This is a genomic window from Serinicoccus chungangensis, assembly GCF_001483745.1.
Taxonomy (GTDB): domain Bacteria; phylum Actinomycetota; class Actinomycetes; order Actinomycetales; family Dermatophilaceae; genus Ornithinicoccus; species Ornithinicoccus chungangensis_A.
This window is the reverse complement of the sequence record NZ_LQBL01000002.1, coordinates 126,981-140,399: the sequence shown is the minus strand read 5'-3', so window position 1 is coordinate 140,399 and position 13,419 is coordinate 126,981. Positions and strand designations below refer to the sequence as shown.

Here is a 13,419-nt window from a genome sequence, read left to right as displayed (position 1 = left end):
CAGGCGTTCTGTCACCCGCCCGAGACGACCACCGCCCCTCCTCGGCGGGCGAGGAGGGGCGGTGCTGGTCCGTGCGAGGGGGTCAGACGAGGCCCAGCTGGGTGACCGCGGCCTTCTCCTCGGACAGCTCGGCCACCGTGGCGTCGATGCGGCCGCGGGAGAAGTCGTCGATGTCCAGGCCCTGGACGATCTCGTAGGACCCGTCGCGGGTCGTCACGGGGAAGGAGGAGATGAGACCCTCCTCGACGCCGTACGACCCGTCCGAGCGCACCGCCATCGACACCCAGTCGCCCTCCGGCGAGCCGCGCAGCCAGTCCCGGGCGTGGTCGATGGTCGCGGAGGCCGCGGACGCCGCGGAGGAGGAGCCGCGCGCCTCGATGATCGCGGCGCCGCGCTTGGCGACGGTCGGGATGAAGGTGTCCTCGATCCACTGCTGGTCGCCCACCGCCTCGGCGGCGTTGCGGCCGCCGACCTGGGCGTGGAACAGGTCGGGGTACTGCGTCGCGCTGTGGTTGCCCCAGATGGTCATGTGCGAGACGTCGGTCACGGGGGCGCCGACCTTGGCCGCGAGCTGGGCGATCGCGCGGTTGTGGTCCAGCCGGGTGAGGGCCGAGAAGCGCTCGGTCGGGATGTCGGGGGCGTTGCTCATGGCGATGAGGGCGTTGGTGTTGGCCGGGTTGCCGGTGACCGTGATCCGCACGTCGTCGGCGGCGTGGCTGTTGAGGGCCTTGCCCTGGGCGGTGAAGATGGCGCCGTTGGCCTCGAGCAGGTCGCCGCGCTCCATCCCCTTGGTGCGCGGGCGCGCGCCGACCAGCAGCGCCACGTTGACGCCGTCGAAGACGACGTCGGCGTCGTCACCGGTCTCGACGCCGGCGAGCAGGGGGAAGGCGCAGTCGTCGAGCTCCATGACGACGCCCTCCAGGGCGCCCAGCGCCGGGGTGATCTCGAGCAGCCGCAGCTCGACGGGGGTGTCCGGGCCCAGCAGCTCGCCGGAGGCGATGCGGAAGAGCAGGCTGTAGCCGATCTGACCGGCAGCTCCGGTGACGGCGACCTTGACGGGAGTGTTCACGAGCGGGGACCTTCCTTCGGGTGCAGATGGACTGGCGCCGTGCACGCACGGTGTCGGGCAGCGCCATGCCGCCGGACGGCTGATGCGAGCGACGCTAGCACCCTGCCCGCGGGCCACCACGTCCGAGTGGCCGGGCGCAGCGGTCGTGGGCTACGGTGCGCGGGCACGACGGTCGTCGCGTGCGGGGCGCCCACCCCGCCCGGCCGCAGGAACGGAGTGGACCATGGGACTCATCGACCGGATCAGGGGGGCGTGGCGCGGTCGGCGCCCCGGCGCCTCCGGCACCGCCGCGGGCCGTGCGGCCGGGCCCGCGCGTCCGGACCCCGCGGCCGGCCCCGGGCAGGCCGCGACCCCAGCCACCCCCGGCGGCGGTGCACCCGCGGGCCTGCCGCAGGTGCCGGCAGACCCTGCCGGACGTCACCCCACGGCCACGGTGCAGCCCGGCGACACCCTGGCCGACCTCGCCGCCCGGCACGGCGTAGACGAGGACGGCATCGTCCGCCTCAACGGCATCCCGGACCCCGAGCTCGTCTTCGCGGGCCAGGTCTTCCGCCTGCCCCGCGACCAGGGCTGACCGGGCGGACGCCGACCGGCGTGCTCACCCCCCGGTCAGCGGGTGGTCGGCACAGGTGCGCCACATACCGTCCCCGTCGTGGGCGTAGAGCCGGACGACGTCGGCGGTGAAGGTGCAGCTGAACGCCGCGAGGTCGCTGAACGCGCGGTCCATGGCGGGGGCGGGGAGGTCGTGCGCCAGGGTGACGTGCGGGTGGTAGGGGAAGTCGACCCGTCGCCGCACCGGGCCCGACCGCACCTCCTGCTCGATGCGCTCGCACGACGCGACCCCCTTGGCCACCTGGACGAAGACGACGTCGGACACCGGGCGGAACGTCCCGGTGCCGCGCAGCAGGACCTCGAAGGGCGCGTGCGAGGCGGCCACCCGGCTCAGGTGGGCGTCGAGCTCGTCGGCCACGCCCGGGGTGACCTCGGTCGGCGGCAGCAGCGTGATGTGGGTGGGGATGCGGGCCGCGCGCTCCTCGCCGTAGCCGATCCGCAGGCGCTGCAGGTGGGCCCCCCACGGCTCCGGGACGGGGATGGCCACGCCGACCACGGCCGGGTCGACCACGGGGTCGGACGAGGAGCCGCTGGTCATCGGCCCACCCTACTCGGCGCCGTCGGTCTCCCTCGGGAGGCGTTCAGGCCACCGAGAAGGCGGCCTTGTGCACCACCCGCGAGTAGTGCCCGACCAGCTGGTCCACCAGCGCCGGCCACGACCGCTCTTCCACCCGCCGACGCCCGGCCGCGCCCAGCCGCCGGCGCCGCTCCTGCTCCTCGGTGCCGGCGCCGACCAGCGGCAGGACCGCCTCCCGCAGCGCGCCCCGCACGTCGGGGTCGAACAGCGCACCGGTCTCCCCGGGCTCGATGAGGTCGACGGGGCCGCCCCGCGCCGGCGCGACGACCGGCAGCCCGGCGGCCGAGGCCTCCTGCAGCGTCTGGCCGAAGGTCTCGCGGGTGCCGGTGTGCACGAAGACGTCGAAGGCGGCGTAGGCGCGGGCCAGCTCGGCCCCCTCCCGACGGCCCAGGAAGACCGCCTCGGGCAGCTGGGCCTGCAGGATCTCCCGGCTGGGCCCCTCGCCCACGAGGACGAGCCGGGTGCCCGGCAGCGAGGCGAGCTCGGTCAGCCGGTGCAGCTCCTTCTCCGGGGCGAGCCGGCCGACATACCCCAGGACGGTCTCGCCGCGCGGTGCCAGCGTGGCGTGCAGCGCGCCGGCGGCGGGGTCGCGACGGCGGTCGGGGTGGAACAGGTCGCTGTCGACGCCCCGGCCCCAGAGCGCGACCCGGGGCACGTGGTGGGCGGCCAGGTCGGCGAGGGCCGAGGTGGAGGGGGCGAGGGTGAGGTCGGCCTGCTCGTGGATGCGCCGGATCCAGCGCCAGGTGGCCCGGGCGGTCAGGTCGCCGGCGGGGCCGGCGTGCTGGCGGATGTAGGACGGCATGTCGGTCTGGTAGATCGCCACCGACGGGATCCCCAGCGCCCGGGCGGCGACGAGGCCGCGCACCCCGAGCACGAAGGGCGAGGCGACGTGGACCACGTCGGGCCGGAAGCGGTGCAGGACGGTCTCGAGCTCGTAGGAGGGCAGCCCGACCCGGAACTTGCGCACGGGCAGGCTGGTGACGGTGTGGACCGGGAAGCCGGCGTAGTGCTCCGGGGTCATGACCGGGCTCCACGGGCTGGTGCCGGGGGCGATGACGAGGGCCTCGTGCCCCTGCTCGCGCAGGCACTCCAGCACCTTGCAGACGCTCGTGGTGACGCCGTTGAGGGCGGGGAGGAAGGACTCGGTGACGATGGCGACGCGCACGTGGTCCATCCTCGGCGCGTCGGGTATGGCGTCGGCGGACCCTGGGGGTGTGTCGGGTGGCCGGCGGGTGACCAGATGGTGCCCGATGCCGTCGCGCAGCGCGCGCCGGGGGGAGCGCACGGTGCCCGGTCGTGTCGTCACGTGAGGTCCTCCCGCCCGAGCTGCTCCAGGGCGGCCACCACCGAGCGGACGTCCTGGCAGCGCTCGCGGCTGGTGACGAGCAAGGCGTCGGGGGTGTCGACGACGACGACCCCCTCGACCCCCAGGGTCACCACGGTCCGTCCCCCGCGGGCGGCGACCAGCCCGGTGGAGTCCTGCGCCAGGACGTCCCCGGGGCTGCCCAGCACCCGCACGCCGGCGTGACGAGGATGCTCCTGGAGCAGCGTGGCGAGGGAGGCGAAGTCGCCGAGGTCGTCCCAGCCCAGGTCGGCGGGGACCACCTCCACCACGCCCGCGCGGGCCGCCGGCTCGGCCACCGCCCGGTCGATGGCCACCGCCGGCAGCGAGCCCCATACCTCGTCGAGCCGTCCCGGGTCCCGGGCGAGCAGCCGCAGGAGGTGCACCATCTCCGGGTGCTGGTCGGCCAGCAGGTCCAGGAGGACACCGGCCCGCACGACGAAGATGCCGGCGTTCCACAGGTGCCGCCCGCCCTCGAGGTAGCGCTCGGCGACGCTGCGGTCGGGCTTCTCCACGAACGACACGACCCGGTGGGCGTCCGGGGCCCCTGGGGAGGGGCGTCGCTCTCCCACCTCGACGTAGCCGAACCCGGTGGCGGGGTAGCGGGGCTGGACGCCCAGCGTGACCAGGGACCCGCGCCGGGCGGCGACCACCGCCTGGCGCACGCAGTCCGCGAAGGCGTCCTCGTCCTCGATGACGTGGTCCGCCGCGAACGAGCCGAGCACCGCGTCCGGGTCGCTGCGCTCGAGCACCGCCGCGGCCCACCCGATCGCCGGCATGGAGTCCCGCGGCGAGGGCTCGAGCAGCAGACGGTCCTCCGGCAGCCCACCCAGCTGCCGCCGCACGGCCGCGGCGTGGGCCCGGCCGGTGACGACGAGCACCCGCCCGCCGACCAGCCGACCGACCCGGTCGACCGTCCCCTGCAGCATCGAGCGGCCCGAGCCGGTGAGGTCCTGGAGGAACTTGGGGGCCGCGCTGCGCGACAGGGGCCACAGCCGGGTGCCCGAGCCCCCGGCCGGGACGACGGCCGTGAGGTCGGCGACGGCGTCGTCCAGGCTGCCGGCGGCGCGGCGAGAGGTGCTCACCCCTGCCAGTCTAGGGTTGCTCACATGCCAGCGTCCCTGCCGTCCGCCGCCGCCCCGCGCCGGGTCCTCGGTGCGGCCCAGCGCCTCGGCTACCGCGGGGTGGTCCGGCCGGTCGCCTGGCGGCTGGAGGCCGAGCAGGCCCACCACCTCACCGTCCGCGGCGTGGACGTGCTGGGCCGCAGCGCGCTCACCCGGGGGTTGCTCTGCGCCGGGGGCGCCGCGGTCCCTGCGGGTCCGCCGGTGGAGGTGCTCGGGCTGCGCTTCGCCCACCGGGTCGGTCTGGCCGCCGGGATGGACAAGGACGGTCGTGCCGTGGCGGGCTGGGGGGCCCTCGGCTTCGGGCACGTCGAGCTGGGCACGGTCACCGCCCGGCCGCAGCCGGGCAACCCCCGTCCGCGCCTGGTGCGGCTGCCGGCCAGCCGTGCCGTCATCAACCGGATGGGGTTCAACAACGAGGGCGTCGAGGCGCTCGCCGCCCGGCTCCGCGCCGCGCGGCGGGCCGGGTCGGTGCGGCTGCCCGTCGGGGTGAGCATCGGCAAGAGCAAGGTCACGCCGGTGGAGGAGGCGGTGGAGGACTACCTCGCCTCGGTGCGGGCCCTCACCGGCCTCGCCGACTACCTGGCGGTCAACGTGTCCTCGCCCAACACCCCGGGCCTGCGCTCGCTGCAGGACGCGGGCCCGCTGGCCGAGCTGCTGACCGCGGTGGTGCGGGCGGCCGACGTGCCGGTGCTCGTCAAGGTGGCGCCCGACCTCACCGAGCCGGCGCTGGAGCAGGCGGTCGGCGTGGCCGTGGACTCCGGTGCGCGGGGGGTCATCGCCACCAACACGACCCTCTCCCGGGAGGGGGTGGCGCAGGTCGACGCGGCCCGCGCGGCGGCCGAGAGCGGCGGGCTGTCCGGGGCGCCCCTCACGCTGCGGGCGAGGGAGGTCGTCGGCCGGGTGCGCCGGTGGACCGACCTGCCGGTCATCGGGGTGGGCGGGGTGCTGACCGGCGCGGACGCCGCAGCGCTGGTCGACGCCGGTGCCGACCTCGTCCAGCTCTACACCGGTCTCGTGTATGCCGGCCCCGGCCTCCTCGCCGACGCCGTCGCCGCGACGGCCCCGGACGGCGCCCGGTGAGGGGAACCACTCGCGGCGCTCGGTGGGGGTGAGGGGAACCATTCGCGGCGCTCGGTGGGGGTGAGGGGAACCATTCGCGGCGCTCGGTGGGGGTGAGGGCAACCACTCACGGCGCTCGGTGGGGGTGAGGGGGCGGTGGGGGAGCCGCGCGTATGCTCGGGGTGACCCCCCAGCCCCGTCCGGAGAGAGCCGTTGACCACCGACGCCCGCACCCAGCGCGAGACCGCAACCCCCGACCCCGGTCCGGGGGAGCGCGGCGGCCCCCGCCCCCTGGCCGAGGTGATGCGACGGATCGAGGCCGTGGTCGAGGGTCGGGCCGAGGAGTTACTGGCCTGGCGGCGCCAGGTGCACCAGCACCCGGAGGTGTGCTGGACCGAGCACCGGACCACCGAGCTCGTCGCGGGCGTGCTGTCCCAGGCCGGTGCGCAGGTGCGCACCCTGCCGGGCACCGGTGCGCTGGTCGACATCGGGCACCCCGAGCCCCGCACCCGCATCGCCCTGCGCGCGGACCTCGACGCCCTGCCCATCGACGAGGTGACCGGCCTGCCCTTCGCCTCCACCACCGCCGGCGTGTGCCACGCCTGCGGTCACGACGTGCACACGGTCGGGCTGGTCGGGGCGGGGCTGGCCCTGCACGAGCTGTCCGAGGAGCTGGTGGCACGGCAGGCGGCGGTCCGGCTCGTCTTCCAGCCGGCGGAGGAGACCCACCCCGGGGGTGCGCTCAAGGTCATGGACCAGGGCGGGCTCGAGGGTGTCGACCGGATGCTGGCGGTCCACTGCGACCCCTCCGTCGACGTCGGGCGCATCGGGCTGCGGGTCGGGCCGATCACCGCGGCCTCCGACGAGGTCCGCGTCGTCATCACCGGCCGCGGCGGGCACACCTCCCGCCCCCACCTCACCCAGGACATCACCTACGCCCTGGCCAAGGTCGTCACCGAGGTGCCCGCGGCGCTGACCCGGCGGCTGGACCCCCGGGCGGCCGCGATCCTCGTCTGGGGCGTGGTGCGGGCGGGCGCCGCGGCCAACGTCATCCCGGCGCGCGGCGAGGCCCTCGGCACGCTGCGCATGCTCGACGCCGAGCTGTGGGACGTCGTCGAGCCCATCTTCACCGAGACCGTCCAGGCGGTGGTGGCGCCCTACGGCGTGACCGCCACCGTCGAGTACACCAAGGGCGTGCCCCCGGTCGACAACGAGAACGCCTCGGTGGTCGCGCTCTCCAAGGCCGGCATGATGCTGCTGGGGGCGGGGTCGGTGCAGGCCACCAAGCAGTCCATGGGCGGGGAGGACCTTGGGTGGTACCTCCAGCAGGTGCCCGGGGCGATGGCCCGGCTCGGGACGCGGGCACCGGGCGGCCCGACCTACGAGCTGCACCAGGGTGACCTCGTGGTCGACGAGCGCTCGGTGCTCGTGGGCGCCAAGCTGCTCGCCGGCGCGGTCTTCACCGCGCTGGGGGAGACGCACCCCTGACCCCTCCACCCGGGTCGGGTGGCCCGGGTGCGGGACGCGTGTGACAGGTGTGACGTCGCAGGTCACGAGTTCGTCACGTCTTGCCGCGCGCCCGTGAGGCGAGGCACCTACCGGCGAGTCACCAGGGTTACCATCGTCGCGTCATACCCCCAGGACAAAGGAGTATCCCGTGCGTCGGGTCCTGAAGCTCGCCACCGCCGGTGCGGCGGCCACCCTCGTCCTTGCCGCGTGCGGTGAGGCCCCCTCCGAAGAAGAGACCACTGCCGGTGGCGGCGAGAACGCCGAGAGCAGTGAGGACGGCGAGGCCGCCGGCGGCGACGCCGGTGACTTCAAGGCCTGCATGGTCTCCGACTCCGGCGGGTTCGACGACCAGTCCTTCAACCAGTCCGGCAAGGAGGGCCTCGACGCCGCCGCTGAGGAGCTGGGCATCGAGCCGGTCGAGGTCGAGTCCCAGGCGGACACCGACTACGCCACCAACGTCTCCAATCTCGTCTCCCAGGGCTGCAACATCACCATCGGGGTCGGCTTCCTGCTCGAGGACGCCATCCAGGCGGCCGCCGAGGAGAACCCCGACACCAACTTCGCCCTCATCGACTCGGCCTTCAGCGACGCCGACTTCAACCCGGTCGAGCTGGACAACGCCAAGCCGATCCTCTTCAACACCGCGGAGGCCAGCTACCTCGCCGGCTACCTCGCGGCGGGTATGACCGAGTCCGGCACCGTCGCCACCTTCGGTGGGCTGCAGATCCCCTCGGTCTCGGTCTTCATGGACGGCTTCGCCGACGGCGTCGACAAGTTCAACGAGGACAACGGCACCGACGTCAACCTGCTCGGGTGGGACAAGGAGGCCCAGGAGGGCGCCTTCTCCGGCGACTTCGAGAACCAGAGCCAGGGCCAGACCCTGACCGAGCAGTTCATCTCCCAGGGCGCCGACATCGTCATGCCGGTCGCCGGTCCGGTCGGCCTGGGCGCGGCCGCGGCCGCCTCCGAGTCCGACGGTGTCAAGATCGTCTGGGTCGACTCCGACGGTTACCTCACCGCCTCCGAGTACTCCGACCTCATGCTCACCTCGGTCATGAAGGAGATCGGTGCCGCGGTCGAGCAGACCATCACCGAGACGGTCGAGGGCGGATTCACCAACGAGCCCTACGTCGGCACGCTGGAGAACGACGGTGTCGGCCTGGCCGAGTACCACGACTACGCCGGCGACGTCGAGGCCATGATGGTCACCGGCCCCGACGGCGAAGAGGTCTCGCTGGCCGAGGCGGTCACCATGCTCGAGGAGATGATCGTCTCCGGCGACATCACCGTCGAGTCGGACAACAGCCCGCAGCAGTGAGGTGAGGGTCTGCCCGACCGGTCCCCCCGACGCGCAGACCCCCTCCGGTAGCGGCCCGGCCCACCTCGGGCCGGGCCGCTACGCTGTCCCTCCGCACCCCCCGGGCGCCCCCGATCGCCGGCACCCGGACCGCACCACCCGTGAGGTTTGTATGAAGCAGGTTCTGCGATGAAGCTCGAGCTGCAGGGCATCACCAAGGTCTTCGGCTCGCTGGTCGCCAACGACCACATCGACCTCGTCGTCGAGCCCGGGGAGATCCACGCCCTGCTGGGCGAGAACGGTGCCGGCAAGTCGACCCTGATGAACGTCCTGTACGGCCTCTACGACCCCGACGACGGGCAGATCCTGCTCGACGGCACGCCCGCGACCTTCAAGGGGCCCGGCGACGCCGTGTCCGCGGGCATCGGCATGGTGCACCAGCACTTCATGCTGGTGCCGGTCTTCACGGTCGCCGAGTCGGTGGCCCTGGGCTACGAGCCGACCGGCACCGGTGGGGTGCTCCGGCTGGAGGAGGCGCGCCGGCGGGTGCGCGAGATCTCCGACCGCTTCGGCTTCCAGGTGGACCCCGACGCCCGGATCGAGGACCTGCCGGTCGGGGTGCAGCAGCGGGTCGAGATCATCAAGGCTCTCTCGCGGGACGCGCAGGTGCTCATCCTCGACGAGCCCACCGCCGTGCTCACCCCGCAGGAGACCGACGAGCTCATCCGCATCATGCGCGAGCTCAAGGACTCCGGGACCTCGATCGTCTTCATCACCCACAAGCTGCGTGAGGTCCGGGCGATCGCCGACCGGATCACCGTCATCCGGCGCGGCCGGGTCGTGGGGGAGGCCAGCCCGACCTCGACCGAGACCGAGCTCGCCTCGCTCATGGTCGGTCGCTCGGTCAGCCTCACCGTCGACAAGGAGCCGGCGCAGCCCGGGGAGGCGACCTTCGAGGTCGAGGGCCTGTCCGTCGTCGCCCCGACCGGCACCGTCCTCGTCGACGACATCTCCTTCGACGTCCGGGCCGGTGAGATCCTGTGCGTGGCGGGGGTGCAGGGCAACGGGCAGACCGAGCTCGCCGAGGTCATCCTCGGCATCGAGCAGGCCGACGCCGGGTCGGTCCGCCTCGACGGCAAGGACATCCTGGGCACCGGGGTCAAGGAACGGCTGCGCTCGGGCATCGGCTTCGTGCCCGAGGACCGGTCGACCGACGGCGTGGTCTCCAGCTTCTCCATCGCCGAGAACCTCGTGCTCGACCTCTTCGACACCCCGCCGTTCGCGCGCGGGGTCTCCATGAGCCCGGCCAGGGTCACCGCGAACGCCGAGCAGCGCACCGAGGAGTTCGACGTGCGCCACACCTCGGTCCACGACCCCATCTCCACCCTCAGCGGCGGCAACGCGCAGAAGGTCGTGCTGGCGCGGGAGATGTCCCGCCCGCTGCGCCTGCTCGTCGCCTCCCAGCCCACCCGGGGGCTGGACGTCGGCTCCATCGAGTTCGTGCACGGGCGGGTCGTCGCCGAGCGAGACCGGGGCACGCCGGTCATCATCGTCTCGACCGAGCTGGACGAGGTGCTCGGTCTGGCCGACCGGATCGCGGTGATGTACCGCGGCCGCATCGTCGGGATCGTGGACGCCGTCGGGGAGGACGGCACCCCGGTCAGCCGCGACGTCCTGGGCCTCATGATGGCCGGCGTCCCGCTCGAGGACGCCCAGCAGCAGGCCGCGCAGCACCGGTCCGTGCTCGGTGCCGCCGACCTCGGTGAGGAGCAGGCATGAACGACCAGAACAGGCCCGACGCCGCCGAGGAGCAGTCGGTCACGGCGACTCCCCCCGGTGAGACCGGGGGCCCCACCGTGCGCGAGCAGGAGCGCCCAGGTGTCCTCCAGCAGATCCTCGGCGGCAGCGCCCTCATGTCGGTGCTCGCCGTCGTGCTGGCCCTCTTCATCGGCGGTCTGCTCATCGCCTTCGCCGACGAGGACACGCGAGAGGCGGCGACCTACTTCTTCGCGCGGCCCCTCGACACCATCTCGGCCGGGCTGAGCGCCATGGCCGAGGCCTACGTCGCGATGTTCCGCGGCTCGGTCTTCGACTGGCAGGCGGCGACCTTCGCCGGCATGGTCAACCCGCTCACCGAGTCCATGGTCTTCGCCGTCCCGCTCATCCTGGCCGGCCTCGGCATCGCCGTCGGCTTCCGTGCCGGACTGTTCAACATCGGCGCCCAGGGGCAGATCATCGTCGGCGCCATCGGCGCCGCCTGGCTGGGTTTCGCCTTCGACCTGCCCCCGGTCATCCACCTCCTGGTCGCGATCCTCGGCGGTGCCATCGGCGGCGCCGTCTGGGGTGGCATCCCCGGCGTCCTCAAGGCCAGGTTCGGGGCCAACGAGGTGATCGTCACGATCATGCTCAACTACATCGCCGTCTACCTCATCAGCTACATCCTCAAGCAGCCCGGCTTCAACCCCGGGCGCACCGGCCAGCGCAGCCCGGCCGTCAGTCCCGACGCGACCTACCCGCTGCTCGTGCCGCAGTGGCTCTGGCCGGACAACGGCTTCCGGCTCCACTGGGGCTTCGTCGTGGCGATCCTGGCCACGGTCTTCGTCTGGTGGCTCATGGAGCGGTCCACCGTCGGCTTCCAGATCCGGGCCGTCGGCGCCAACCCGGCCGCCGCCCGGACGGCGGGCATGTCGGTCGGCCGGATCACCATCATCACGATGGTCGTCGCCGGTGCGCTCGCCGGGCTGGCCGCGACCGGGCAGGTCCTCGGCACCGAGCGCTCGCTCACGGCGGGGGTGGCCGCCTCCTTCGGCTTCGACGCCATCACCGTCGCGCTGCTGGGCCGGTCCCGCCCGTGGGGCACGTTCTTCGCGGGGCTGCTCTTCGGGGCGCTCAAGGCCGGTGGCTTCCTCATGCAGTCCCTGACCTCGACCCCGATCGACATCGTCCTGGTGGTGCAGTCGCTCATCGTGCTGTTCATCGCCGCGCCCCCGTTGGTCCGGTCCGTCTTCCGGCTGCCCGACCCCGACCGCCGGCGACGGCGCAAGGCCGACACCCGCACCACCCAGGAGGCGACGGCATGAGCACCGCCACCCAGCCGCGGCAGGCCACCCCCTCCGAGGGCGCCGGACCCGAGCGGACCCGCCCCAAGGTGAGCCTCAAGGCGACGGTCGTCTACGCCCTCGCCGCCCTGGTCACCCTCGTCGCCTGGGTGCTCGACACCCCCGCGGACGCGCGCACCACCTTCCAGTTCGGCACCAGCGGCGACGTCGTGAGCATCCCGAACATCCCGGTCCCGGCGCTGGCCTTCCTCGTGGTGCTGCTCGTGGTCATGCTCGCGGCCACCGGCTTCTCCTTCTGGCGCTGGCGCGAGCGGAGGCCGTTGCCCGCCTGGACGCACGTCGTCGTGGGGGTCGCCTTCGTCCTGGCCTTCCTCACCTTCGTCGGGTCCGGCCGCAGCACCGTCATCCCCATGGTCTCGCTGCTCGCGGGGGCGCTCGCGCTGTCGGTGCCGCTCGTCTTCGGCGCCATGTCCGGCGTCATCTGCGAGCGCTCGGGCATCATCAACATCGCCATCGAGGGCCAGCTGCTCTTCGGTGCCTTCATGGGGGCCGTCGTGGCCTCGGCGGCGGGATCGGCCTACCTCGGGCTCGTGGCGGCTCCGCTCGCCGGCGCCCTCGTCGGTGCCGGGCTGGCGTGGTTCTCGGTGTCCTTCCGGGTCAACCAGATCATCGTCGGCGTCGTGCTCAACACCCTCATCATCGGGCTGACCGGCTTCCTCTTCTCGACCGTGCTGTCGGACAACAAGGCGCTGTGGAACAGCCGGATGCCCCTGCCCCGCATCCGGATCCCGCTGCTGGCGGACATCCCCGTCGTCGGGCCGGTGCTGTTCAACCAGACGATCCTCGTCTACCTCATGTACGCCCTCATCTTCGGCCTGCAGTTCATGCTCTTCCGCAGCCGCTGGGGCCTGCGCACGAGGGCCGTGGGCGAGCACCCGAAGGCGGCGGACACGGTGGGCATCAAGGTCAACGTCCGACGGGTCTGGAACACCATCCTCGGCGGGGCCATCGCCGGGCTGGGCGGGGCCTTCTTCACCGTCGGCTCGGGACTCGCCTTCGGGCGGGAGATGTCGGCCGGGCAGGGGTACATCGCGCTGGCCGCCATGATCCTCGGGAAGTGGAACCCCTGGGGTGCGGTCATGGCCGCGCTGCTCTTCGGCTTCTCCAAGAACCTCGGCAACGTGCTGTCCAGCATCGGCAGCGGCGTGCCCTCCGAGCTGCTCCTCATGCTGCCCTACGTCATCACCATCCTGGCCGTCGCCGGCTTCGTCGGGCGGGTCCGTCCGCCGGCCGCCGAGGGCGTGCCCTACACCAAGAGCTGAGCGCGCGGCCAGACCGAGTCAGCCGCGCCGGCGCCGACCCCGAGGAGACCCCGTGTCCGAGATCGACTGGCAGCCGCTGCACGACGCCGCGGTGACGATGACCCGGCGTGCCTACGCGCCGTACTCCGGCTACCCCGTGGGGGTCGCCGGGCTGGTCGATGACGGCCGGGTGGTGGCCGGGTGCAACGTCGAGAACGCCGGCTACGGCGTCACGCTCTGCGCCGAGTGCGGGATGGTCTCCGACCTCGTCGCCGGTGGCGGGGGGCGGCTGGTGGCGGTGTGGTGCGTCGACGGCCGGGGCGAGACGATCATGCCCTGCGGCCGCTGCCGCCAGCTGCTGTGGGAGCACGGCGGCGCCGACTGCCTGCTGCAGACCCCGCGGGGCGTGCTGCGCATGGACGAGGTGCTGCCGCAGGCGTTCGGACCGGAGGACCTCGAGCGCCGCTGAG

At 73.5% G+C, this 13,419-nt stretch carries 12 protein-coding genes; 8 read left to right on the top strand and 4 right to left on the bottom strand.

Translation table 11 applies throughout. The features are described from left to right. Positions 1-82: 82 nt before the first annotated feature. A complete protein-coding gene (locus AVL62_RS00895) occupies positions 83-1,069 on the bottom strand; it encodes a malate dehydrogenase (RefSeq protein WP_058889806.1) in 987 nt (328 codons plus the stop codon). A 223-nt stretch (positions 1,070-1,292) separates the two neighbouring features. Between AVL62_RS00895 and AVL62_RS16805 the strand changes: the two genes are divergently transcribed. Further along, positions 1,293-1,643, top strand: coding sequence for a LysM peptidoglycan-binding domain-containing protein (locus AVL62_RS16805; RefSeq protein WP_058889805.1), 351 nt, complete (start codon positions 1,293-1,295; stop codon positions 1,641-1,643). Between the two features lie 24 nt (positions 1,644-1,667). Here the strand turns inward: AVL62_RS16805 and AVL62_RS00885 are convergent, their stop codons facing one another. The 3 genes from AVL62_RS00885 to AVL62_RS00875 all read right to left on the bottom strand — a co-directional run bounded on the left by AVL62_RS00885 (position 1,668) and on the right by AVL62_RS00875 (position 4,685). Further along, a complete protein-coding gene (locus AVL62_RS00885) occupies positions 1,668-2,219 on the bottom strand; it encodes a 2'-5' RNA ligase family protein (RefSeq protein WP_058889804.1) in 552 nt (183 codons plus the stop codon). 43 nt (positions 2,220-2,262) lie between these two features. Beyond that, positions 2,263-3,423: a glycosyltransferase family 4 protein gene (locus AVL62_RS00880; protein WP_201023167.1), complete on the bottom strand. Its 1,161-nt coding sequence runs from the start codon at positions 3,421-3,423 to the stop codon at positions 2,263-2,265. Positions 3,424-3,560: 137 nt separating this feature from the next. Further along, positions 3,561-4,685 (bottom strand): mannose-1-phosphate guanylyltransferase, encoded by a 1,125-nt coding sequence (locus AVL62_RS00875; RefSeq protein ID WP_058889803.1) that lies wholly within the window; start codon positions 4,683-4,685, stop codon positions 3,561-3,563. 24 nt (positions 4,686-4,709) lie between these two features. On the opposite strand from AVL62_RS00875, the gene AVL62_RS00870 reads away from it, so the two are divergent. The 7 genes from AVL62_RS00870 (at position 4,710) to AVL62_RS00840 (ending at position 13,418) form a co-directional block, all read left to right on the top strand. Continuing rightward, entirely contained in the window at positions 4,710-5,804 is a 1,095-nt protein-coding gene (locus AVL62_RS00870; RefSeq protein ID WP_058889802.1) for a quinone-dependent dihydroorotate dehydrogenase, read from the top strand. A gap of 192 nt (positions 5,805-5,996) precedes the next feature. Next, positions 5,997-7,271, top strand: a complete 1,275-nt coding sequence (locus tag AVL62_RS00865; protein WP_058889801.1) for an amidohydrolase — start codon at positions 5,997-5,999, stop codon at positions 7,269-7,271. Positions 7,272-7,440: 169 nt separating this feature from the next. Beyond that, positions 7,441-8,610 carry a BMP family lipoprotein gene (locus AVL62_RS00860; protein WP_058889800.1) on the top strand — a complete coding sequence of 390 codons (1,170 nt, stop codon included), beginning with the start codon at positions 7,441-7,443 and terminating at the stop codon, positions 8,608-8,610. Positions 8,611-8,778: 168 nt separating this feature from the next. Continuing rightward, the gene (locus tag AVL62_RS00855; protein WP_058889799.1) at positions 8,779-10,368 is read left to right on the top strand and encodes an ABC transporter ATP-binding protein; all 1,590 of its coding nucleotides are present in this window, start codon (positions 8,779-8,781) and stop codon (positions 10,366-10,368) included. Then, positions 10,365-11,669 (top strand): ABC transporter permease, encoded by a 1,305-nt coding sequence (locus AVL62_RS00850; protein WP_058889798.1) that lies wholly within the window; start codon positions 10,365-10,367, stop codon positions 11,667-11,669. The genes AVL62_RS00855 and AVL62_RS00850 overlap by 4 nt, the downstream gene beginning before the upstream one ends. Continuing rightward, positions 11,666-12,970 (top strand): ABC transporter permease, encoded by a 1,305-nt coding sequence (locus AVL62_RS00845; protein WP_058889797.1) that lies wholly within the window; start codon positions 11,666-11,668, stop codon positions 12,968-12,970. Before AVL62_RS00850 ends, AVL62_RS00845 begins: the two co-directional genes overlap by 4 nt. 52 nt (positions 12,971-13,022) lie before the next feature. Next, a complete protein-coding gene (locus AVL62_RS00840) occupies positions 13,023-13,418 on the top strand; it encodes a cytidine deaminase (RefSeq protein WP_083518567.1) in 396 nt (131 codons plus the stop codon). The last annotated feature ends 1 nt before the right edge of the window (position 13,419 follow it).

Coding starts and splice junctions, on each gene's coding strand:
- AVL62_RS16805 (WP_058889805.1), top strand. CDS start 1,293: ATGGGACTCATCGACCGGATCAGGGGGGCGTGGCGCGGTCGGCGCCCC.
- AVL62_RS00885 (WP_058889804.1), bottom strand. CDS start 2,219: ATGACCAGCGGCTCCTCGTCCGACCCCGTGGTCGACCCGGCCGTGGTC.
- AVL62_RS00870 (WP_058889802.1), top strand. CDS start 4,710: ATGCCAGCGTCCCTGCCGTCCGCCGCCGCCCCGCGCCGGGTCCTCGGT.
- AVL62_RS00855 (WP_058889799.1), top strand. CDS start 8,779: ATGAAGCTCGAGCTGCAGGGCATCACCAAGGTCTTCGGCTCGCTGGTC.
- AVL62_RS00850 (WP_058889798.1), top strand. CDS start 10,365: ATGAACGACCAGAACAGGCCCGACGCCGCCGAGGAGCAGTCGGTCACG.
- AVL62_RS00845 (WP_058889797.1), top strand. CDS start 11,666: ATGAGCACCGCCACCCAGCCGCGGCAGGCCACCCCCTCCGAGGGCGCC.